This is a genomic window from Streptomyces sp. NPDC001796 (assembly GCF_042892355.1).
In the GTDB taxonomy this organism is placed as follows: Bacteria; Actinomycetota; Actinomycetes; order Streptomycetales; family Streptomycetaceae; genus Streptomyces.
The window spans coordinates 1-22285 of record NZ_JBIAUC010000031.1 but is presented as its reverse complement, the minus strand read 5'-3'; the positions used below and the strand labels follow the sequence as shown (position 1 = coordinate 22285).

At 69.5% G+C, this 22285-nt stretch carries 17 protein-coding genes and 4 pseudogenes; 12 read left to right on the top strand and 9 right to left on the bottom strand.

Annotation, left to right across the window (positions count from 1 at the left end; translation table 11 throughout):
• The first annotated feature begins 55 nt into the window (after positions 1 to 55).
• From ACFYZE_RS34665 to ACFYZE_RS34640, 6 genes are all read left to right on the top strand, one after another.
• Complete coding sequence (locus tag ACFYZE_RS34665; protein WP_389003214.1) at positions 56 to 445, top strand: lipocalin-like domain-containing protein; 390 nt, start codon at positions 56 to 58, stop codon at positions 443 to 445.
• Positions 446 to 569: 124 nt separating this feature from the next.
• Entirely contained in the window at positions 570 to 1445 is an 876-nt protein-coding gene (locus tag ACFYZE_RS34660) for a fumarylacetoacetate hydrolase family protein (protein WP_389003212.1), read from the top strand.
• 64 nt (positions 1446 to 1509) lie between these two features.
• Positions 1510 to 2433 (top strand): VOC family protein, encoded by a 924-nt coding sequence (locus tag ACFYZE_RS34655; protein ID WP_389003210.1) that lies wholly within the window; start codon positions 1510 to 1512, stop codon positions 2431 to 2433.
• A 20-nt stretch (positions 2434 to 2453) separates the two neighbouring features.
• Positions 2454 to 4094: a bifunctional 3-(3-hydroxy-phenyl)propionate/3-hydroxycinnamic acid hydroxylase gene (locus ACFYZE_RS34650; protein ID WP_389003208.1), complete on the top strand. Its 1641-nt coding sequence runs from the start codon at positions 2454 to 2456 to the stop codon at positions 4092 to 4094.
• A 305-nt stretch (positions 4095 to 4399) separates the two neighbouring features.
• Complete coding sequence (locus ACFYZE_RS34645) at positions 4400 to 5704, top strand: PucR family transcriptional regulator (RefSeq protein ID WP_389003206.1); 1305 nt, start codon at positions 4400 to 4402, stop codon at positions 5702 to 5704.
• Between the two features lie 165 nt (positions 5705 to 5869).
• The gene (locus tag ACFYZE_RS34640) at positions 5870 to 6442 is read left to right on the top strand and encodes a TetR/AcrR family transcriptional regulator (RefSeq protein ID WP_389003203.1); all 573 of its coding nucleotides are present in this window, start codon (positions 5870 to 5872) and stop codon (positions 6440 to 6442) included.
• A 339-nt stretch (positions 6443 to 6781) separates the two neighbouring features.
• Here the strand turns inward: ACFYZE_RS34640 and ACFYZE_RS34635 are convergent, their stop codons facing one another.
• The 4 genes from ACFYZE_RS34635 to ACFYZE_RS34620 all read right to left on the bottom strand — a co-directional run bounded on the left by ACFYZE_RS34635 (position 6782) and on the right by ACFYZE_RS34620 (position 12956).
• Positions 6782 to 7513 (bottom strand): alpha/beta fold hydrolase, encoded by a 732-nt coding sequence (locus ACFYZE_RS34635; RefSeq protein WP_389003200.1) that lies wholly within the window; start codon positions 7511 to 7513, stop codon positions 6782 to 6784.
• Between the two features lie 233 nt (positions 7514 to 7746).
• A complete protein-coding gene (locus ACFYZE_RS34630; protein WP_389003197.1) occupies positions 7747 to 8415 on the bottom strand; it encodes a TetR/AcrR family transcriptional regulator in 669 nt (222 codons plus the stop codon).
• A gap of 108 nt (positions 8416 to 8523) precedes the next feature.
• Positions 8524 to 9570, bottom strand: a complete 1047-nt coding sequence (locus tag ACFYZE_RS34625) for a zinc-binding dehydrogenase (RefSeq protein ID WP_389003194.1) — start codon at positions 9568 to 9570, stop codon at positions 8524 to 8526.
• A gap of 164 nt (positions 9571 to 9734) precedes the next feature.
• Positions 9735 to 12956 (bottom strand): bifunctional cytochrome P450/NADPH--P450 reductase, encoded by a 3222-nt coding sequence (locus ACFYZE_RS34620; RefSeq protein ID WP_389003191.1) that lies wholly within the window; start codon positions 12954 to 12956, stop codon positions 9735 to 9737.
• A gap of 238 nt (positions 12957 to 13194) precedes the next feature.
• Between ACFYZE_RS34620 and ACFYZE_RS34615 the strand changes: the two genes are divergently transcribed.
• The 3 genes and pseudogenes from ACFYZE_RS34615 to ACFYZE_RS34605 form a co-directional block, all read left to right on the top strand.
• Positions 13195 to 13848, top strand: a complete 654-nt coding sequence (locus tag ACFYZE_RS34615) for a TetR/AcrR family transcriptional regulator (RefSeq protein WP_389003189.1) — start codon at positions 13195 to 13197, stop codon at positions 13846 to 13848.
• A 383-nt stretch (positions 13849 to 14231) separates the two neighbouring features.
• Positions 14232 to 15056: pseudogene (locus ACFYZE_RS34610) on the top strand (MFS transporter); the annotation flags it as partial.
• Positions 15020 to 15151 (top strand): annotated as a pseudogene (locus ACFYZE_RS34605) (serine/threonine-protein phosphatase); the annotation flags it as partial. The pseudogenes ACFYZE_RS34610 and ACFYZE_RS34605, both read left to right, overlap by 37 nt.
• Before the next feature lie 163 nt (positions 15152 to 15314).
• Here ACFYZE_RS34605 and ACFYZE_RS34600 read toward each other — a convergent pair.
• The 4 genes from ACFYZE_RS34600 to ACFYZE_RS34585 all read right to left on the bottom strand — a co-directional run bounded on the left by ACFYZE_RS34600 (position 15315) and on the right by ACFYZE_RS34585 (position 17131).
• Positions 15315 to 15503, bottom strand: a complete 189-nt coding sequence (locus ACFYZE_RS34600) for a hypothetical protein (RefSeq protein ID WP_389003330.1) — start codon at positions 15501 to 15503, stop codon at positions 15315 to 15317.
• A 29-nt stretch (positions 15504 to 15532) separates the two neighbouring features.
• Positions 15533 to 15862 (bottom strand): NIPSNAP family protein, encoded by a 330-nt coding sequence (locus ACFYZE_RS34595; protein ID WP_389003186.1) that lies wholly within the window; start codon positions 15860 to 15862, stop codon positions 15533 to 15535.
• Positions 15863 to 15904: 42 nt separating this feature from the next.
• Positions 15905 to 16321 (bottom strand): SsgA family sporulation/cell division regulator, encoded by a 417-nt coding sequence (locus ACFYZE_RS34590; protein ID WP_389003184.1) that lies wholly within the window; start codon positions 16319 to 16321, stop codon positions 15905 to 15907.
• 327 nt (positions 16322 to 16648) lie between these two features.
• Positions 16649 to 17131 (bottom strand): hypothetical protein, encoded by a 483-nt coding sequence (locus tag ACFYZE_RS34585; RefSeq protein WP_389003181.1) that lies wholly within the window; start codon positions 17129 to 17131, stop codon positions 16649 to 16651.
• A gap of 370 nt (positions 17132 to 17501) precedes the next feature.
• Here ACFYZE_RS34585 and ACFYZE_RS34580 point away from each other — a divergent pair.
• Positions 17502 to 17709 (top strand): annotated as a pseudogene (locus tag ACFYZE_RS34580) (ferredoxin).
• 88 nt (positions 17710 to 17797) lie between these two features.
• Positions 17798 to 18220 (top strand): annotated as a pseudogene (locus ACFYZE_RS34575) (cytochrome P450); the annotation flags it as partial.
• A gap of 31 nt (positions 18221 to 18251) precedes the next feature.
• Here ACFYZE_RS34575 and ACFYZE_RS34570 read toward each other — a convergent pair.
• On the bottom strand, positions 18252 to 18887 hold the full coding sequence (locus tag ACFYZE_RS34570) for a TetR/AcrR family transcriptional regulator (RefSeq protein WP_389003179.1): 636 nt from the start codon (positions 18885 to 18887) through the stop codon (positions 18252 to 18254).
• A gap of 431 nt (positions 18888 to 19318) precedes the next feature.
• Between ACFYZE_RS34570 and ACFYZE_RS34565 the strand changes: the two genes are divergently transcribed.
• Positions 19319 to 21790 (top strand): SpoIIE family protein phosphatase, encoded by a 2472-nt coding sequence (locus ACFYZE_RS34565; protein ID WP_389003176.1) that lies wholly within the window; start codon positions 19319 to 19321, stop codon positions 21788 to 21790.
• The last annotated feature ends 495 nt before the right edge of the window (positions 21791 to 22285 follow it).

Sequence of the window (22285 nt, the reverse complement as noted above, 5' to 3'; positions counted from 1 at the left end):
GTGACGGTGTCTGCGCGGCCGGGCCGACGGAACTGAAGCACGGTGCGAGGCACGCATGGACAGTTTGCTCGGAGCTTGGGTCCTTGAGGACTTCTCGCTGACACGACAAGGGACGGTCGTCCGTCTGCTCGGGGAGCGTCCCAGGGGGGTGCTGCACTATGCCGCCGACGGCTGGATGAGCGCACTGCTGACAGTCCATCCCGATGATGCCCCGTTCGTATCCCCGTTCGAGGAGATGGCCACCGGGACCGTGGCGTACGCCGGACGCTGGGAGCGCGAGGCGGACGGGTCGGTCGTGCACCACGTTCAGACTAGTCACTACGCCCCGTGGACGGGGACGGACCTGGTACGCGAGGTCCGGTTCGGCCCGGGACGGCTGGAGCTGACAGCTGCCGCGGCCGACGACTCCCAGGTCCGCATTGTCTGGCGACGGGCCGACGCCTGACGACGTAGGGCGGGTCGGTCTCCCGCCACACAGCCGGAGCAGCGACAACGACCGTCCGGATGATCACCCGATCATCCCGTTCCCCCTTCCCTTTTTCGCTTTCTGAACATGGAGGTGTGGTGCCATGCGGACAGCCACGCTCAACAGCCGTCTCGTGCTCGTCTTCCCCGACGGCGCCGTAGATGTGGAGAAGGCCAGCGACGGCCTGTTCTCCTCGGACCCGCAGGCGGTCTTCGACCGCTGGGCCGAGTTCCGCGACTGGGCCCAGTCGGCGGCCGCGACCGGCCACGAGCGGATCGCCGTGGTGGAGCAGCAGCTGGGCGCGCCGGTGCCGCGCCCGCGGCAGGTCTTCGCGGTCGGGCTGAACTACGCCGACCACGTGGCGGAGTCGGGGGTCGCAGTACCGGAGCGTCCCGCTGTCTTCACCAAGTACGTCACGTCCCTGACCGGGCCCTACGCCACGGTCGAGCTGCCGAGTGCCCTGGTCGACTGGGAGGTCGAGCTGGTAGCGGTGATCGGTCGTGAGGCGCACCAGGTCGCCGCTTCGGACGCGTGGCGGTACGTGGCCGGCCTCACGCTCGGCCAGGACCTGTCCGAGCGCGGCATCCAGTTGTCGGGACCGGCGCCCCAGTTCTCTCTCGGCAAGTCGTTCCCCGGCTTCAGCCCGACCGGGCCGGTGCTGGTCACCCCGGACGAGTTCGACAACCCCGACGACCTCGCGCTCGGCTGCGCGATCGACGGCGAGACCATGCAGGACTCCCGTACCTCCCAGATGATCTTCTCGGTGTCCCAGCAGATCGCCTGGATGTCGTCGATCTGCACGCTGCTGCCCGGCGACCTGATCTTCACCGGCACCCCGGCCGGCGTGGGTGGCGCCCGGAACCCGCGCCGGTTCCTGGCCCCCGGCGAGGAACTGCGCAGCTGGATCGACGGCATCGGTGAGCTGCGCAACCCCCTGGTCGCCGGCCCCACCTACCCCGAAGGCACCCAGCCCGTCTGACGCGCGGCCCCACACCTGTCTGCAGTACACCACCCGCACACTGAAGCTCTTTGAGGAGACTGCCATGGCCCTGCACCGCGTGGCGCACATCACGATCGGGGTGCCCAATGTGGCCGACACCTCGGCCTACTACGCCGATTTCGGACTGACCGACCTCGGCGACGGCCGATTCGCCACTGCCGACGGTGGCGAACAGCTCAAGATCATTTACGCGGCACGGCGCCGCCTGGAGGAACTCACCCTGAGCGCCGACGACCAGGATGACCTCGGGCGGATCGGCTCGGCCCTCGACCGGCTCGACGTGCCGTTCGTCCGGGACACCCACCACCTGCGCGCGGTCGACCCGGGCACCGAGGTGACGGTGACCGTCGAGGTGCAGCCGCGCATCGTGCAGCCCGCCGCCGCGCGGATGCCGTACAACGCTCCCGGGCGGATCGAGCGGACCGGCGAGCGTGCCCCCGGCGTGCTGCGAGAGGGTCCGGTGCGCGTCCGCCGCCTCGGACACGTCGTCCTGGGCTCCACCGACCAGGAAGCCTCCCAGCGCTTCTTCACCGAAGGGCTCGGCTTCAAGGTCAGCGACCTGGTACCGGGCGCGGCGTTCCTGCGGTGCTCCACCGACCACCACAACGTCCTCGTCCAAAAGGCCCCCATCTCCTTCCTGCACCACACCTCCTGGCAGGTGGACGACGTGGACGAGGTGGGACGCGGCGCCACCCGGATGCTGGAGGACCACCCCGAGCGCCACGTCTGGGGTCTGGGCCGCCACCAGCTGGGGTCGAACTTCTTCTGGTACCTCCGGGACCCGGCCGGCAACTTCTCCGAGTACTACTCCGACATGGACTGCATCGTCGACGACCAACTGTGGACCCCAGGGACGTGGGAGGACGCCCGCCTCGCCCTGTACAACTGGGGCCCGCCCGTACCGCCGTCCTTCCTCCGCCCCGAGGACCTCGCCGCGATGATGACCGGCGCGCACGACGCCGGCTGAACAGACGAAAAGGAACGCACATGAGCACCTCGACCGAGGGTCTCGCCGCGGAGACCTACGACGTGCTGGTCGTCGGCGCCGGTCCGGTCGGGCTGGCCACGGCCATCCAGCTGGCCACCCGAGGCCGCCGCGTCGGCATCGTCGAACGCTGGCCGCAGCCCTACCCGCTGCCACGCGCGGTCGTCTTCGACCACGAGGCCGGCCGCATCCTGGCATCGCTGGGGTTGGACATGGCCGCTGTCAGTGAACCCGCTGTCGACTACGAGTGGCGCAACGGAGAGGGTCAGCTACTCCTCCGTTTCGACTTCTCGGACGACAACTACTCCGGCTGGCCCAGCGTGAGCGCGTTCAACCAGCCCACCGTGGAAGCGGCCCTGAACGAGCGCGTCCAGTCGCTGCCGGGGATCGACATTCTGCGCGGCTGGGAAGCCGTGGCCGTCCAGGCGGGCCCCACGGCGGTAGAAGTCACCGTGGCGGAGAGCGCGGGAGACGAGCCCCTGCTCCGTGACGGGGTGCGCGCGCAGCGTACCCTCCGGGCCGCGTACGTCGTCGGCTGCGACGGCGCCAACAGCTTCATCCGCTCGTGCATGCGCACCTCGGTCACCGACCTCGGCTTCAAGTACGACTGGCTGGTCCTCGACGTCATGCCCCATGACCGGGACCGCGCATGGACGCCACGGAACCTGCAGCTCTGCGATCCGGCCCGGCCGACCACAGCGGTGGTCGGCGGCCCCGGCCGCCGTCGGTGGGAATTCATGCGCCTGCCCGGCGAGTCCATCGCCGAGCTCAGCAAGGCCGAGACCGCCTGGAAGCTGCTCGAGCCGTGGGACCTGCACCCGGACAACGCCACCCTTGAGCGGCAGACCGTCTACACCTTCCGGGCACGCTGGGCGGACTCCTGGCGCGACGGCCGGCTGCTGCTCGCCGGGGACGCGGCCCACCAGATGCCGCCGTTCGCCGGGCAGGGCCTGTGCTCGGGCCTCCGTGACGCCATCAACCTGAGCTGGAAGCTCGACCTGGTGCTGTCCGGGAAAGCCGACGACAGTCTGCTGGACACCTACACCACCGAGCGATGCCGGCATCTGCAGAACGCGATCGAGAAGTCCGTGATGCTGGGGAGGGTTGTCTGCGAGCCGGACCCGGCGGCGGCCGCCGAGCGCGACGCCCGCATGATCGCCGACCAGCAGGCAGGCCGCGTACCACAAGGAGACCCGTTCCTGGGGACCTTCACCGGCGGACTGCTGGACCGCGACTGCACCGGCGCCACCGCGGAGCCGACCGGGCAGCTCAGCCGGCAGGGACGGGTGCGGTTCAGGGGCCGTACCGGCATGTTCGACGAAACCGTCGGCATCGGGCTCACCCTGCTCACCACCGGTGATCCGCGTGACGGGCTCGACGAGGACACCCTGGCCTGGTGCGCGCAGATCGGGCTCCGCCTGCTGAGGATCACCGACGACCCGGCGGCGAACGGCCCCGACGACGTCGTCGATCTCGACCGCACCTACCTGTCCGACCTGGCCCGTACGGGCATCGAGGCCATGCTGGTGCGCCCCGACTTCTACGTCTTCGGCGGCGCCAAGAGTACGGCCGACCTCCCGCGTCTGGTCACTGCGCTGCGCGGCGGGCTCACGGCGGCCCCCGCCCCGGAGGTCACCGCTTGAGCCACCGGCGCAGCCGGTGCCCATGGCAGGCCGCGCCGAGCACAGCGACGCGCGGCACGCGGCGGCGCTTCACGCACTGCGCCGCGCCGCCGCGCGGGGTGAGCAACCCCTGCCGGTGAACGGTGCGACCGTGCAGGCCGGCTGCAGGACGCATCCTGCAGCCGGCCTGCACGGCGGCGCTCGTCGTCCTCAGCGGCGGGGTCCGCGGCTGCTCGACTCAGCAGGGAAGATATGGTTCCCTGACCTGGGTCGCAGCTGCGAGCGGCCCGCTCGCCCACCTTCCCCGCGACGGAGGGACGAGAAGCGTGAGGGGACAGTGGCTCCAGTGGTTGCGGCCGGACCCCGGCCGCCTGACCGAGCCCGTCCTGCCACCGGCGGAACTGGCCGCGGCACGCACGGAACTCGGCGCGGACCCGGTCGAGTGGGCGCTCCAGAGCGCCGACGCCATCGCGGAGGAGGTCCTCAGGAAGGTGCCCGAGCACGGCGGCGGTCCCGCTGCCGCGACCACCCTGCGGCGTGTGACCCAGTCCGCGGTGCTGACGGGCCTGCACCTGATGGCCTCCGACATCGGCCGGCCCCTCCCCAGCCTCACCGAGGAGGCGCTGGAAGGATGCCGGGAGTTCGCGCGCCGCGGCATCCCGCTCGAGCTCGTCCTGCGGGGGGTGCGGCTCGGGCACGCGCAGCTGGCGCGCGGCCTGGCAGCAGCAGTCGAGGAGCACGTCCCGGCCGACCAGCGCCTGGCCGAGCTGCGCCGGATCGACGACCTGATGTTCACCTACGTCGACGCCCATTCGAGCGTGATGGCCGAGGAGTACATCGCCGAACGGGACCGCTGGCGCGGCAGTGACGAAGCCGCCCGCCGCGCCGTCATCGACGAACTGCTGGCCGGCCGCCCGGTCGACCGGGAAGCCGCCGCCCTGCGTCTGCGCTACGACCTGTCAGGCACGCACGTGGCCGCGGTGCTGTGGAGCGACGACACCGCCACCGCCGCGCCCGCCGCCCAACGGCTGCACCACGCGGCCTCGACCATGGCCCGCGCCCTGGGAGCGGCCAGGACGCTCGTCATCCCGGCTCACGACAACCATGTGTGGGCATGGTTCGCCGTCAGCGGCAAGACCGACGAAGACCACGTCCGGCACCTGCGCAGCTCCCTGCCCGAGCCGGCAGGAGTGCGTGCGGCTCTCGGCCCGCCCGCACCAGGGCCCCACGGCATGCGCCGCAGCCATCTGGGGGCGTTGCAGGCACAACGGATGGCCTCGCACGCGTCGGGCTCCTGGCTCTGCGACTACCACGACATCCGCCTGGCGGCCCTCGTCACGGCCGACCCCGAACACGCACGCTGGTTCCTGCAGGAGGTCCTCGGGCCGCTGGCCTCCGAGGGGGACCGCCTGCGTGAGCTGCGCGAAACTCTGCGCGTCTACCTCGCCGAGGAACGCAGTCCCCGCGCCGCGGCCGAACGCCTGCACGTAGCCCGCAACACCGTCACGTACCGCGTCAAACGCGCGGAGGAACTGCTGCCCGTCACCACCACGGCAATCACCTCGCTGGAAGTGCGCGTCGCGCTCGAAATCGCGGCCGCCTCGCCCCTCGGCCCATCGGCCAGGAGCTGAGCTCGAGTACAAGGTGCCGTGACGGACGGTCCGCCAGACGGAGTCGAGGGCCGGAGCGGCTGCTTCCGCCGCAAACCTTCACCCCCGTGGTGTGACCGGACCCATTGGCGAACCACGCCGCTTGCCGCACGGACGGCGCAGGCCCGCGCCGAGACCCGTCAGGCATTGATCCGTGCGGCCCGACAGATCCTCGCGGAGACCGGGGACACCAGCGCCGGCATCCAGGCCATCGCCGAGCGCGCGGATGTCGGTTTCGGCTCCTTGTACAACCACTTCGAGTCCAAGACGGAGCTCCTCGACGCGGCGGTGACGGACGCGCTGGAGGAGTTCGGCCAGGTCATCGACGAGCGTGTGGAAGGGATCGAGGACCCCGCCGAGCTGGTTGCGGCGGGTTTCCGGCTCTCCGCCCGGATGACGGACTCCCACCCCGAGCTCATGCGGATCCTGCGCGACCGCGGCCTGGCCCACATCCACTCCGAGAGTGGCCTGTCGCCACGAGCACGTCGCGATCTGGAACGCGGCATCGCCTCGGGCCGCTTCACCGCTGCCGACCCCACCACAGCCCTGTCGGCCCTGGGCGGCACCCTGCTGTCGCTGGTGGCGTTGAGGCTGGACCGCCCCGACCTCGACGGCGACGAGGTCGCCTCCGACCTGGCGGAGATGGTCCTGCGTATGCTCGGGCTCCCGCCTGAGGACGCGCACGAGGTCACGCGGCGCCCGCTGCCCGATCTCGTCTGAGGGTCCGGATTGGCGCGCCGCCGCTGGCCAAGTCGGCTGGGCCCCGTGCTACGGCACCGTTGCCCTGCAGGCCGGGGCGTAGGAGATCCACGAGGTCGTGGACACCGATGACAGTGGCGGCCCAGGCTTGCGACGTGTGACGGTGTCATTGGCCTAGCTCCGCGGCGTGATCGCCAGTCCGACGGGACATAGCGTCGCCAGGCTCCGGCCGTCTTGGAATGAGCGCCCGCCCCGCTCGGCGGGATGCACGGCGGTGCGGGAGCCCTCCCATGGGTGCCGGGCGGCATGGGGCCAGCGCCGCCCGAGATGCACCCACGGGCGCTGTTGCGGACGTGCCAGTCACACCCGAGAGCTGCTCCAGTGCTCCTCGAGGGCGGCGGCGACCTCGGCCGGCTTCTGGATCGGCGTCCAGTGGCTGCTGTCCAGCCTCAGAAAACGGGTGGCGCGCACGGAAGCGGCCATCTTCTCGCCGAAGTCGACGGGGCAGACTGGGTCGAACGCCCCCCAGAACACCAGGGACGGTCCGGTCAGGTCCGCCAGATCCGGTTCCCACTCCGCACCGACCGTCAATGCGGAACGGTACAGCTTGAGAATGCTGTCGCGCATGGTCTCGTCCACGCGGTCGGCCGTCTGTCCGGCCAGCTCAGCCGGGACCTGGAGGTTGTCGGTCAGGTCCTTGGCGAACGCGCCGGGGTCGTACTCCTTGGCCCAGCGGTCGCCCGCGACCGGATCCTGCCACAGCTTGGCCAGTGGATGCCAGACGTACTCGGCGCTGACCGGACCGTTGCTGCCGGCCCACGTGCGGATCAGATCCGGCCGTACGGAAGCCACGCGCGCGGTGAGGAGGCAGCCCCAGTCGTGGCCGACCAGGTCGACCGGCTCGCCGAGTGCCTCCAACCGCTCGATGAGCCAGGAGACGTACTCCTCCTTGGTGCAGTGGAAGCCCTCGGGTCGCGGCGAACCGAAACCGGGCAGGTCCCAAGCCTCCACGTCGCTGCGGGTCAGGTGCTCGCGCACGCCGTCCCACACGTGGTGGGTGTCGGGTACGCCGTGGATGAGAATGGCAGGCATGAACGAACTCCTACAAGGATGGATATTTTTATTGAGAAGCGAAGAAACGGCACAGAGCAGGTAAAGATGCCGAAGCCTCGTGCCGCGGGTCAGGGTCTTCGCTCCCACGTGGACGGGACCGAGTGGCGCGGCACTTCGTGCCTGAGGCGTTTCGATCCACACTGGTCAACGAGTCGGTACAGCTGCTCCGACCGGGGTGACCACCAGTACCGCGCAGCTAGGCGGCGTTCCGGTCATGTCATGGCTGCATCTGGCTGCAGCACAGACACCACTTGGTCATGCAACACGGCTCGAACCCGGCGTGATGCGGTCTGTGGTGCTACGCCGGCGGCGACGAGGAACGCGGTCGCCGCGGCCTCACCCGTGGGGTCCGCCCAGGTGGACGTGGTGTTCTCCTCGGCGAGGGCCAGCATCAGTGCTTCCAGTGCTTGGGCGAGGACGGGCGCGGGGACGTGGTTCGCGAACACGCCTTCGTGCTGGCCACGCCGTATGGCCGCGATGGCCTCTTGGCGGGCAGGTGCCAGGGTGGCGCGGATGGCCTCCTCTCCGAGGTGGCGGCGACCGAGGGAGATGAGCATGCGGTACTGGTCGCCCACCGCCCATGCCGCCAGGGCCATCCGCGCCATCTCCTCCAGCGGATCAGCGCCCGGGATGCGTGTCATGGCGAACGCTTGGCGAAGCGCCTGGGCTGCTTCCTGCGCCAACTCGGTGATGAGCGCGTGCCGGTTGGAGAAGTGTCCGTAGAGGGTGCGCCGCGCGAGGCCGGCCGCCACAGCGATGCTGTCGAGACTTGCGTCGGGGTCGTCCCGCAGTTTCCGCCGAGCGGTGGCGAGGATGCGTTGACGGTTCGCGCGAGCGTCGCTGCGCTGCGGTGCGCGGCCCGGGGTGTCGGTCGTCTGCATGGTTGTGTCTGTCCGCGGTTGCCGGAAAGCCGTGGGCGCCGGTGCTCCCTCACGCACCGGCGCCCACTCACCCCTGCCCAGGGTGGCTTGTTGTCCTGCTGACAGGTGTCAGGGGACGAGGATGAGGCGGATCGGGTCGCCGATCTTGTTCTCGAGACGGTGGACCGCGTCGGCCGCGTCGACGAGCGGGATGTGGTCCGTGATGGAGGGGGCCAGGTCGAGGCGTCCGGCCGCGGTCAGCTGCACCAGCTCGGAGACGGATTCGGGGAAGCCTCCGTAGTGGCCGCGCACCTGCTTCTGCAGGTAGTTGAAGGTCAGGCCCTCGGTGATGGTGAGCGGCCTGGGGGTGATGCCCACCAGGATGAGGGAGCCGCCCAGGCCGAGTACGGAGGCGGCCTGGTCGCGGACGGCGGGGACGCCGGCGCAGTCGAATGCGAAGTCGAGGCCGCGTCCGCCGGTGGCGGCGCGGACCTGGTCGGCGAAGTCGGGTGCGGCCGGGTCGAGCGCGATGTCCGCGCCGAAGGCGAGGGCGCGCTCGCGGGCGCTGGGGAGGGGGTCGACGGCGATGATGGGTGCGGCGCCGACGAGGCGGGCGAGGCGTACGTTGTGGGCGCCGACTCCGCCGACTCCCCAGACGCCGACGGACTGGGCGGGACGGACGCCCGCGGTGGCGACGACGGCGGCGTAGGGGGTGGAGACCGCGTCGGGGATGATCGCGGCCTGGTCGAAGGGGAGGCTGTCGGGGATGGGGATGAGGGTGTCCTCGCGGGCGATCACGTACTCGGCCCAGCCGCCGTCGTAGTCGATGCCGGCGGTGAGCATCTGGGTGCAGGGGCGGTGGCGCACGCATCCGGCGCACTTGCCGCAGGTCTTGCCGGCCTCCAGGGTGACGCGGGTGCCGACGGGCAGGCCGCGCTTGAGGTCGGGGCCGAGCGTGTGGATCACACCGGAGACCTCGTGGCCGACGGTGATGGTGTCGGAGGTGGCGAACAGCGGGACGAGGGAGCCGTCGAGGAGGTGGACGTCGGAGAGGCAGACGCCGGCGGCCTTGACCTCGATGAGGACCTCGCCCGGGCCCGGCACGGGGATCGGGACCTCTTCCACGGCGAACTTCTTGCTGTCCAGGTGGAAGCGTCCGGCGAGCATGGTGTCCATGAAGGTCTGCTTTCTGTGACCGGCACCGCCCGGTGATCCGGGACGCTGGGTGCCACGGGGTGCGTGAGGGGCTTGTGGTGGCCGGGAGGCGTACGGCCGGCAGCGGGGGGTGCCGCACGCCTCCCGGCGGCTGGGGGTCGGCGCGCCTTGACGGCGTGCGACGGTCAGGCGAAGACGTCCTGCTGGTAGCGCTCGTCGGCCTCGAGCTGGGCGAGCCACTGCTGGGCGGTGTCGTCGTCGCTGCCGGTCTTCTGGCGGTGGATGGCGGCGAGTGCCTCGCGGACGGCGGGGGCCATGCGGCGGCCGTCACCGCAGACGTAGATGTACGCGCCGTCCTCGATCGCCTGCCACACCGTGTCGGCGGCGTTCGCGATGGCGTTCTGCACGAACCGGGCCGGGTGGCCGGTCACCGCCGAGTAGGCGGTGTGGATCTGGGCGATGCCGGTCTGCTCCCAGTTCTGCATCTCCTGGCGGTAGAAGTAGTCGTGCTCGGGGTGGCGGCAGCCGACGAAGACCTGGGACAGGCCCACCTGGGTGCCGTTGGCGTGCTGTGTCGCCCGTTCCTCCAGGAAGCCGCGCAGCGGCGCGATGCCGGTGCCGGGGCCGATGAGGATCAGCGGCGTGGCGGGGTCGGCGGGCGGTGCGAACGTCGGGGAGGGCACGCGGACGTAGCCGTAGACGATGTCTCCGGGCTCGAGGCCGGCGATGTAGGAGGAGCAGGTGCCGCGGTACTGGCCGTCGCCGGACAGGGCCGGGCCCTCCAGCAGGCCGACGGTCAGGCGCACATGGCGCGGGTTGGCGGACGGGGCGGAGGAGATGGAGTAGAAGCGCGGGCGGATGGGGCCCATCATCTCCAGGAACACCGCCAGCGGCAGCTCGACCGCGGGGAAGCGCTCCAGAAGCCCCAGCACCGAGACCCGCCTGGCGAGGATCTCCTTGCTGTAGCGATCCTCGGCCTCCTGGGTGTCGGCGGTGTACGCCAGCAGCTGCGGCCGGGTCCACGGGCACTCGGTGTACTCGGCGAGCGTCTGGATCTGGGAGCGGGTGGCCACGTCCTGTAGTTCCAGGAACTCGGTGAGCAGGATGCCGGCGGTGACCGGGGTGCCGACCGGCAGGTGGCTGCGGCCACCGGCCGGCTGGTCGAGCCGGAGCACCTGGTCGTACTCGACGCTGAGCCGCCTCAGTGCGCGCTCCACCAGGGCGGGCTCGTTCTTGGCGAAGACGGCCAGGTGGTTGCCGGTGTCGTAGGTGACGCCGTCGGGCAGCTCGAAGGTGATGGACTTCGCGGACGGGCGCGGCGGCTCGATCTGGAAGTCCCACAGGCCGGTCGCGTCGGCCACGAGCTCCTCGTTCGCCACCACGGTGAGCGGGTACGCCTGCTCGGAGACGATGGCGGGACGCACGTCGGACTCGGTGAGCAGCTGGACCTCGTAGCGGGGGCCGCTCGCCTGGGAGGTGTCGGCGGCGTACTCCTCGGCCAGAGTGGCCCACAGGGTGTCCATCCACCGCGTGGCCATGCCGTCGAAGTCACCGGCGGCGTCCGCGATGCCGCGCTCCACGACCGGGGTGGCGCCGGCCGCCAGCAGACCTTCCTCGATCCGCTTGGGGAATGCCTGGTAGGTGGCCACCCACTGGGTGTTGCCGGCGCCCAGCAGCGCGTACCGCACATTCGCCAGCGAGCCCTCGGGCAGCCCGGCGGCGAGCAGGTCGTCGAAGCGCTGGGCGTTGTCGGGAGCCTTGCCGTTGTAGCTGGCGGCCACCACGGCGAGCAGGCCCTCGGTGGGCAGGTTGTCACCCAGCTCGTCCAGGCTCACCAGCGTGGTGCCGAAGCCGGAGCGCTCACCTCGGTCGGCGATGGTGCGCGCCAGGTCCTCGCAGGAGCCCAGGCTGGAGCCATACGCCACCGTCAGGTTCACACCCACACCGCTGACCGCTGCCTGGGCCTGGGTGTCGTCGGTCTGCAGGTCCGCGGCGCCGAAGACGGTCCGCTCGTGCTCCTGACGGCGGCGGACGATCAGCTCGAAGTTGCCGGGCTTGCGCGTCAGCGCCTCCCGTACGTCCATCGCGTAGTCGCTGGTGTCCGAGAACTTGAACTTCTGCAGCACCAGTGTCAGGGCCAGGCGGGCCTCGGTGAGCGCGAACTGGCGGCCGATGCAGGCACGAACGCCGTTGCCGAACGGCTTGTAGGCGTGCGGGTGCTGCTGGACGCGGTTCTCCGGCAGCCAGCGGTCGATGTCGAACTCGTCGGGCCGCTCCCACGCCTTGGGGTGGGTGTGCAGCGGGCCTTCAAGGATGCTGACCCGTGTGCCCTTCTTCAGCTCGTAGCGGCCGCCGATGACGGTGTCGTCGATGGGCGCCTTGGCGATCATCGGGATGGGAGCCCACAGCCGCAGGGTCTCCTCCAGGATCCGCGGGATGACGTCCAGCTGCATGATCGTGTCGTAGTCCGGGACGGTGTCGCCGGGCAGCAGGCGGTCCACCTCGGCGTACGCCTGGGCCAGCACGTGCGGGTTACGCATCAGCGAGTACGTGGCGAACGACAGCAGACCACTGGTGGTCTCATGCCCGGCGATCAGGAACGTCAGCACCTGGTCACGCACGTTGTCGACGTCCAGCCGCTTGCCGGTCTCCGGGTCGGTGGCCTCCAGCATCAGGCCCAGCAGGTCGTCCTCAGCGCTGCCCTTGCCCTCCTGGCGCTCCTTGATCACGCTCTCGACCAGCTCGCGCATCACCTGGATGTTCTCGCCGTACTTCTTGGCATCGGCCCTGCGCAGCTTGGTCATCATCGGCAGCTCCTGAGAGCGCCGCATCGACTCGGTCAGCGCGCCCAGCATCGCGTTGAGGAACGGGTGCAGCTCCTCCTTGTCGAAGGACTCGAACCGGTAACCGAACCCCGACAAAGCGATGGTGTCCAGCGTCAGGCGGGTGTAGTCGTCGGTGATGTTGACCGGCTGACCCTCCCGGCGCTCCCACTTGCCCACCAGGTTTTGGGCGATCTCCAGCATCTGCCCGAAGTAGCCCCTCATGGCCCGCTGGCTGAACGCCGGCAGCAGGATCCGGTGTGCCCTGCCCCATTCCTCTTCGTGCTGGTGGGCGGTGAACAGGCCGGCGCCGGCGAAGTCCCGGATGTGGTGCAGCGGCGTCTTGTCGATCTGCTTGAAGAACCGCGTCTCGTCGCTGACCTCGGCCACCAGGTCCGGGTCGTAGACGAAGACCTGCTCGATGCCGGCGATGTCCATGCCGTAGATGCCCTCGGGGAACTGCTTGGACAGCTCACCGAAGTACTCCACCGGGTTGGTGTCAGGGATCTGCGGCGTGTGGCCGAGCAGAGGGATCCCCCGCGGGGACCGGATGGGGCGAAGGTCGTTCGCGGTGTTCGTGCTCATGGCTTGCTCCTTTGTACGGAGAGAGGGGAAGGGCAAGGGCGCCGGTCGATGCCGCGCTGCACGACAGAACCATACGTCGTATGGCATTAAAACCATACGCGGTACGGAAAGCGGAGTGCAACCCGGGTGGGCAGGTGACCGCTGTGAGGAAGCTCATTTCCGTACGACGTACGGAACTGGTACCGTACGTGGTATGGAAAAGCCGAGGCGTCCCCCGCGGGGCACAAGGAAGAGAGACGTGCCTCTGACCGAGGCCGGGATCTACGCCGCCGCCCTGCGGCTCATCGACGCGGACGGGGTCGAGGCACTCACCATGCGCAAGCTCGCGACCGTGCTCGACGCGAACCCGATGTCGCTGTACCACCATGTGGCGAACAAGGAAGCCGTGCTGCGCGGGGTGACGAGAAGGGTGGGAGCGCAGTTCCGCACCGTGACGCTGGAGGACGCGCCCTGGCAGGAGCGGATCCGCCTGCTCGCCACGGACTTCCGGACGCTGGCGCGCCGGCACCCCAAGCTGATGGCCTACTCCTTCAGCCACCAGCCTGACTTCATCCAGCCCGACGACCCGTTCTGGACCGCGCTCACCGCGATCGTGGCGGCTGCCGGAGTGCCGCAGTCAAAGGTCTCGGAGATCGCCGCGCTGATGGTCGCCGTCGTCGTCGGTGTCCTCAGCGCCGAACTCAACGGCTCGCTCCACCAGTGGGCGAACCTCACACCCCCCGGCCCCGACATCGACGAAGAGGAAGCCGCGGACGCAGATCCCGGCCCTGCGGCTGCAGCGCATGAAGGCCCTGACCAGGACCACATGTTCCGCCTCGTGCTGGACACGCTGATCACGGGCCTGGAAAGCCGGCTCACCGGCGATCGTGACGGCCAGGGCACCGACCGCTGACCCGATCATCCTGAGGCGCTGTGCCCCAGGCACTCGCACCTGAGCCGCGCCCGCAGTCGGGCGACGCCAGGGCTGCGACACGGTGGAGCCACCCCCCGTGACATCGGGGGAGACCGCCCGGCGGGGTGGTTCCACAAATCCTGCACGGCAGCCCTATGCCGACGCTGCGTGCAAAGGGCGCGTGTTCGTCCTTTCTGAGGCAGGAAATCGTCGGCCTCGTCGAGCTGCATAACCGCGCCTCCGTCACCGAGGCGGGCAGCCGCCGGCTGCTCCCGCCCGTGAGCGCGAAGTGGCGCCCCGTACCGGATGAGCCCTACCCGATCTCTCGATCCGTTTTTTCTCTCTTCCTCCATCCCCCACCGCTGTCTGGAGGGCTGCCCCGCATGTCCCAGAACGCCACCGCCGCTGCTCGCGGCGCCGAGACCGCACCTGAGAATGTGCCCGATCGCTCGCATCAGGGGCGCTGGTGGATTCTGCTGGTCGTTTCGCTGTCCATGCTGGTGGGTGTCCTCGACGGCACCATCGTGAACATCGCCCTGCCGTCCGCCCAGCACGACCTGGGCTTCTCCGACGCCTCTCGGCAGTGGGTGGTCACCGCCTACGCGCTCGCCTTCGGCAGCCTGCTGCTACTCGGCGGCCGGGTCACCGACCTGGTCGGGCAGAAGGTGACGTTCCTGGTGGGGCTGGCCGGCTTCGCGGCCGCTTCCATGGTCGCAGGCGCGGCGAACGGATTCGCCATGCTCGTCATCGCGCGCGCCGTCCAGGGCCTGTTCGCCGCACTGCTGGCCCCGTCCGCCCTGTCGGTCCTGATGACCACCTTCACCGATCCCCGTGAACGGGCGAAGGCGTTCACCGTCGCAGGTTCAGTTGCCGGTGCCGGCGGAGCCATCGGTCTGATCCTCGGCGGCGTGCTGACCCAGTACCTGGACTGGCGCTGGACCATGTACGTCAACGTGATCTTCGCGGGGGTGGCGTTCGTCGGTGGAGCAGCCCTGCTGCACCGCACCCCGCGCGATACGTCCTCGAAGCTCGATGTCCCCGGCACCGTGCTGGTCACCATCGGGCTGTTCTGCCTGGTCTACGGATTCTCGAACGCCGAGACAAACGGCTGGGGCTCGGCCGCGACCTGGGGCATGCTGGCGGTCGGCGCCGTACTGGTGGCCGTCTTCGTGTGGTGGCAGAGCAGGGCGGCGCGGTGCACGACGCCCACGAGCACTTCATCACCGCTGCCCTGCTAGACATCCCCGATCAGGGCCCGCAGGCCGAGAAGCTTAGCTGCGGCCATCCCCCGCCCCGGCTGATCTGTGGAGACCAGGTGACCGTCCTGTACTCCCGCCGGCCCGCGCCCCCGTTGGGCCTGTGCGCCCTCTGCGTCCGGAAGGACAGCACCGACCCGGCGTCATCGAAGCCCGCTCACCCGCCGGAGCCTTCTACCCGCTCGCCCACGGGTCGCCTTCTTCCCCGCCTCAAGCCCCGACGCGCTGCTGCACCACATTCACCACGACCTGCTCGAATACACCGCAGGGCGACTCACCGACGACGACGCTTTCCTGATCATCCAACGCACCCCCTCGCGTCATCTGCACCGGCCGCACCTCATGTCCGGCGCCGAGGGAACTGCCTTGTAACGAGACCCGTTGGACGCCGGCCGCCATGGCCGAAGCATCCCGTCGCGCGAGAACCCTCAGCGCAAGGGTGAGTCGGGGGTGGGCGTCAGTGCGGTCTCGGTGACGCCGACGATCTGGCTGAGGTCGAAGCCCTCCATGTCGGCGCGGAATTCCGGGCTGGCCAGATACGCCAGCAGCCGCTCCTGCACGTCGTCGCCGTCCCGGTAGGAGACGAGGGCGTACAGCTGGGGCGTCTCACTGCCGGGAGCCGCGGGCACCGTCCAGACACCGTGCGTGGTGATCCGGTGCTTCGCCATGCCGGGAATGTGCTTGGACCAGATGTTCGCGTAGGCGACGAGCGCCTTCCGGCTGCACAGCGTGTAGACACGAAGCTGGTACTGGGCCATCAACAGTCGATCCTTTTCCGTCTGAGCATGGATGATCAGTGGTCAGCTTTGCGAGAGCAGGTATGCCAGTTCGGCGTCCCAGTCGATGCCGGCCTCGGTGCCCCGTGGCACCACGGTCTCCGTGCGCTCCAGGAAGGTCTTGACGTCGTGTACGGGGACCTCGACAAGGGCGGTGCCCGCGCGAGACCCCAGAGCGATGTACATCGCGGGGTCACCACGGTTGGCGGCCGACCAGATCCGGACGTCCCCATGCCCTGCGCAACCGTTCAGCCCGTCGGCCAGAAGGTCACGCCCCAGGACCCATTCGACCGGCTCGTCGCTGTGGACGAAAAAGGCGGCACGGACGACGTAGGGATCAGCAGGCTCGTACCGCAGCCGCATGCACAAGGGCTGTGAGCAGGTGCGCGAGACGACGAGCTGCGCGGTCACGGCCCGAACCACGGTCCTCGAAGACTCCATGGGCATTCACTCCAAGGCACCCCCCTTGCCTCGGCTGCGCCCCGGCGCTCGTGGCGACAAGCACGCATCGAATCAGGAGGTGTTCAGCAGGTCCAGGGCGCCGGACAGTATCGGCGGACCGTGCGGGTCATGGCGTCGCGGAAGTTGGGCGACGCGCGCCTGTGGCACGAGGTGGTGCCGCAGGCAGGTTCAGAGGGAGCAGGGAGCAGGCCGCCCGGGCGGCGGGCAGGGGACCGCTGATCCGTGACCAGCGGTCGCATCCCCGCCGCCGACAGGCATCAAGGTGAGAGGTACAGCCTCCGCTCAGGGGCACAGACGGGACCTGTCTTACCAGTCACCGTGGTTCCGGCCGTAGTGGTCCCATCCGTAGGAGTCCCAGCCACCGTGGTTCCGGTAGTAGTGGTCCCAGTCGAAGTAGTCCCGGTCACCGCGGTTCCAGTCGTGGTGGTCCCAGCCCCGGCCGTCGCTCTCGTAGCGGTTCCAGTCGTACCGGTAGGACCTGTCGGACTTCCACTCGCGCCCCTCATCGTCCCAGCGGTAGCAGCGACCGTCGCGGCTGTGCCAGAGGGAGCCGGCGACATGGTCGTCGTGGTGCCAGCCACGCTCTGCGTCCCAGCAGTAGCCCTGCTCGATCAGGTAGCCCACGCCGTGGTCCCAGCGGTAGTCGGCGGGGTTGACCTCGGCCGACCGCTGGACGTGCACGGAGGCGGGAGTCGCGGCCGAAGCGGTGCCCCCGGCACCGACAACGGCGACACCCGCGACCGCCACGGAGGAAACGGCGACAGCAATCCGCTTCGTGAGCTTCTTCATGATCTTTCCTTCCGGTTGGTGCGGTCTGCACCAACGGCTGCTTTTGCAGGCGATGTGTAGCGCCTGGCGTTGTGTGGCGTTGTCCGTCAGCAGTTCCATACGATGTATGGAATCGCCCTGCCAGGATAACCATACGACGTATGGAAATGGGGCGGCGGTGACAGTGACTCGGGTCACCCGGACCACCTGGCCGAAGGGATGTACCTGAACGCTTCTCAGCAACTGGAAGGTGGTTGCCGGGAGTTCGTCTCCTTCCCCCTCACCCTGCTGGCCCGAATACCAGCTCTCCATCACAAGGCATGCAGGCACTCAGCTCTGGCCCCACGCTGGAGATGAGGGGGGTGTGACAACGGAGGAAGAAGTGGTGGAGATGCGGACCGTTGTCGACCTCACACGCTGCCAGGGCTATGCACAGTGCGTGTTCCTCGCCCCTGAGGTGTTCGAGCTGCACGGGGAGGAGGGGCTGCTGTACGCCACGGCCGTCCCGGACGACCAGGTGGAGTGGGTACGTCAGGCCCCGGCGGCGTGCCCTGGTGCAGGTCCTCCTCGGGGAAGAGGTGAGCACCGGTGCCCGGTGACCTGAAAGACGGCCGTTCGTCATCGTCGGCGCGTCGCTGGCCGGGCTGAGAGCCGCGGAGGCGCTGCGTGAGGAGGGCTTCACCGCATCCCGAGCAGCTGGACCGGCTGCGCCGCGACCCCGAACTGCTGCCGCTAGCAGTGGAGGAACTGCTGCGTAACGAGCTCCCGGTCCACATGCGCGAGCGCATCCCGCACGCCGACATCGACGTCGCCGGCACCAAGATCCCGCAACACGCGTCCGTCATTCTGGTGCTGGCATCAGGCAACCGCGACCCCATGCGGTTCCACGAGCCCGACCGGTTCGACCCCACCCGCCCAGACAACCAACACCTCGGCTTCGGCAGCGGTATCCACCTCTGCTACGGCGGACCCCTGGCCCGGATCGAGGCATACATCGCGCTCAGCGCGCTGCTTCCCCACCTCGGCAGCGCCCGCCTGGTCGAGGACCCGCCCCTCTACCGTCAGAACGCCATGCTCCGCGGCCCCCGCCCCCTGTCCATTCGACTGTGAAGCCGCGTCGTCGGCAGACAGCACATCGTCTTCACGCCGCAGCGGGAAGGGGCCGCCGGGCGAGGTCACGGGCCTCGTCCGCGGAGACGCCAAGCATGTGCAGGAGCATCTCGGCCATCTTTGCGGCTGCATGGTCCCTGTCGGCCTCGGGCTGATGGGACCAGAGCTGCAGGAGCGCCAGCAGGCTGCCGTTCAGCACGGTCAAGGCGATCATCGGGTCGACCACGGTGAAGCGGCCAGAAGTCATGCCCTGCTCCACGTCGTGTCTCGCGCGCGGAGCCAGTCCGCAGCCGGCGCATATGCGGACGAGCTCGCTGTGGCAGAGAATCCGCATGATCTCCGGGTGTGAGCTGGCCATGCGTGCGCTGAGCCGCATACCGGCGGCGAGGCGCTCGGCGGGGTCGTCGACGCCGTACAGATGTTTGTCGACGGCTCGGGCGAACTCCTCCAGTGCATCGGCCACGGCTGCGTCGAACAGGTCCGGCTTGGACGTGAAGTGGTTGTAGAACGAGCCGAAGCCCACGTCGGCGAACTCCGCGATGGTCCGGATGCTGGCGCTCGTATCGCCCGAATCGGCCAGAAGCTGCCGCGCGGCGCGGACGAGTGCCTGCCGGGTCTCGGCCCGACGGCGTTCGAATCGATTCCTGGGTGAGGCTGACATCGGCATACACCGCACACAAGGTCACCAGTTCTGATGAATTCATCATCGCGCTGCCGCTGCGAATTGTCCAGCCTGAACCTCGCCAGACCCAACTTCGCCGCCCCGGGGGCAGTGATTACAGCGGCGACAGAGGCCGCCACACCTCCCTCGTCGCACTGCATGGCCATATTTGATTGAACGATCAGTTTCGGTGGCCTTGACGATGAAGCGGTCGTATCTGACTATTTCATCAGAAGTGGGCAAAACGGTGCAAAGGTGGCGGATGTCGGGCTGCGGGTCACAGGGCAGCGGCGGAGGTCGCCCGCTGCACCGCAAGGCTCCCGCTACCCCCGGGGTCTCCGCCTCCTGCCCATCACCGTCCACCACGGCTACAGACCGGGCGGCCGCGCCCGCATGCCGGCACTCCCTCACCTCCGAACTGAAGGGGATCAACCACGATGACGCATACCGACCACACGCCACTCGCCAAGCCGGTGAGCCCCGGTGAGATACCGGACTCGGCGATAGCGGTGATCAATGCGGACGGGACGGTGGCGGCGTGGACGCAGGCCGCTGAGCGACTTGTCGGGTACTCGGCTGCGGAAGTGGTGGGCCGATCCGCCGCGCACGTGCTACCGCCCCCTGAGGAGGCCCGAATGGCTTCGCTGTTCGCCGAGCAGCGCCGTGCCCAAAGTGGCTGGTCCGGCACCGCCGCGGTCCGCCACCGCGACGGCCACACGCTCAAGATGTCGCTGCGGGTCTCGCTGTTGTGGGCACAGGACGCCGGCACCCGGTGGCTGGTATCCGTGACCGACATAGGCGCCCTGTCCTCGGAGCCTGCCAACGGACCGGTGCGGGAATCGCTCCTTGCCCATGCACCGATCGGCATCGTGGTGTATGACCCACAGTTGCGCTGTACCTGGGTGAACGACGCCATGGAGCGCCACGACGGCATTCCCCGTGACCGGCGCTTCGGACGCCGTCTGAAGGACTCGCTGCCCGCCGTGGAGGCCGAAGCGCTCGAGGTGGTGATGCAGCAGGTGCTGCAGAGCGGTACCACCATGGTCCACGAATACCGGGCGTGGCCGCTGTCGGACGGGCGCCGTGAACATGCGTTCTCGGCCTCGTTCTTCTGCCTCCAGGACGCGGACGGCACGCCCCTGGGAGTGTGCTCCATGACCGTGGATGTCACCGGAAACCGGCGGGCGCGCGAACGCCTTGCCATCCTCAGCGAGGCGAGTACGCGCATCGGCAGCACCCTCGACGTCATGCAGACCGGGCAGGAACTGGCCGAACTCGCCGTGCCCCTGCTGGCCGACCACGCCCTCGTCGATCTGGTCGAGTCGATTCCCTTTGGCGTGGAACCCTCGGCACGGATCGGCACGACGAGCGGCCGCCCACCGCTGCTGCGCCGTGCTGGGGTGGCCTCCATCGACCTGGGACTCCTGGAGTTGCCGTGGGTCCGGGAAGAGGTGATCCACACCCACCCGAGCTCATCGTTCGCCGTCGCCCTGCGCACGGGCAGGTCTCACCTGGAGCCGGTGCTCGACACCCAGGCCGGTCCGTGGGTCGACCACGACCCGGTGCGGGCGCAGAAGGTGCGGGACAGCGGCGTCCACTCCTTGATGGTGGTGCCCATCCGTTCGCGGCGCTGCGTGCTGGGACTGGCGCTGTTCGGCCGCTCCGAGGAACAGACGCCGTTCCAGGAGGACGACCTGCTCCTCGCCGAGGAGCTCGTCACCCGGACCGCGCTCAGCCTGGACAACGCCCTGCAGTATGCGCGCGAGCGCACCGCGGCCCTCACGCTGCAACGCGACCTGCTGCCCCATCGTGTGCAGGGCGGTGCCGCCGTCGAGGTCGCCTCGCGCTATGTGCCGGCGGACATGGACCACGGCGTGGGGGGTGACTGGTTCGACGTGATCGAGCTGTCCGGTGCCCGGGTGGCCCTGGTCGTCGGCGATGTGGTGGGACACGGCATCAACGCCGCGGCGACCATGGGCAGGCTGCGCACCGCCGTGCGCACGCTCGCGGACCTCGACCTGCTCCCGGACGAACTGCTGACGCACCTCGATGACACGGTCCGGCGGCTGAACGACGAGGACACCGACGACACCGACGATACCGACCAGGCCCCCGCGGTGGTGGGCGCCACCTGTCTGTACGCCGTCTACGATCCGGTCACCCGGCGGTGCACCATGGCGCGGGCCGGGCATCCGCCGCCCCTGATCGTCGGCGCGCAGGGCGGGGTCACCGTCCCCGACCTGCCCGCCGGAGCCCCGCTCGGACTCGGCCTCGGCCTGGTCCCCTTCGAGTCCGTGGAACTGGAACTGCCCGAAGGAAGCGTGCTCGCCCTCTACTCCGACGGGCTGGTCGAGTCCCGGGACGAGGACATCGACGCCGGCCTGCGCCGCCTGGGCGCCGCCCTGGCACAGCCGGGCGCATCCCCGGAGGACATGTGCTCGCGAGTGATGGAGACCTTGCGGAGTCACACGCCGGCCGACGATGTCACCTTGCTTCTTGCCCGGACCCGCGCGCTCGAGCCCACCCAGGTCGCCTCCTGGGACCTGCCGAACGAACCGGTCACCGTCACAACAGCCCGGCGCCTGGCCGCCCGTCAGCTCAGGGAATGGGGTCTGGAGCCGCTCGTGACGCCCGTGGAGTCGATCGTCAGCGAACTGGTCACCAACGCCATCCGCCACGGCGGCGAACCCAGCCGCCTACGGCTCATCCAGCACCGAGTGCTGACGTGCGAGGTCTTCGACAGCAACACCGGCCAGCCACGCCCCCGCCGTCCCCACACGCTCGACGAGCACGGCCGCGGCCTCCACCTGGTCGCCCAGCTCTCGCGCAGGTGGGGCTCCCGCTGCGCAACGGACGGCAAGGTCGTCTGGGCCGAACAGGACCTGCCCGCCAGGGCCGGTGCCCTGTGACCCGTCGGCGAGCCGCACGCGACAGGAGTCGTCCGCGCGTGTCGGTCTCTCGTAGCCGCATGGCTCTTACCAGGAAGCCAGCATTATGGATCACCCAGTGAATGGTGAAGACGCCGACTCGGTAGCCTCCCAAGCAGCTATGAGTTGTCTTTGGTGCCGGTCCCGGCCGGGATGTCCGCCCTGGACGGCCGGCAGTCGCGGTGCTGGACGACCGAGGCGTGGTGGTGGGGCGAACCGGGACAGCAGAGGATCTGACGGGGTTCCACGCCGATGACGTCCACGGCCGCCCCGTGCGGCCCTGCTCTTCGCCGCAGTGGCCGCAGCCGCGGTGATGAGGCGGCTTGCCAGGTCCTGAGCGTTGCCTCATCGCACGGTCCACCCGCCCTCGCCTGGCCGGGCGGGTCACGTCCGCTGGAGTGGTGTATCGACGGCCACTCGGTGATCTCGTTTTGAGGCTATGCGGTGAGTTCGGTCGGGAGGACGGTCTCGTCGGTT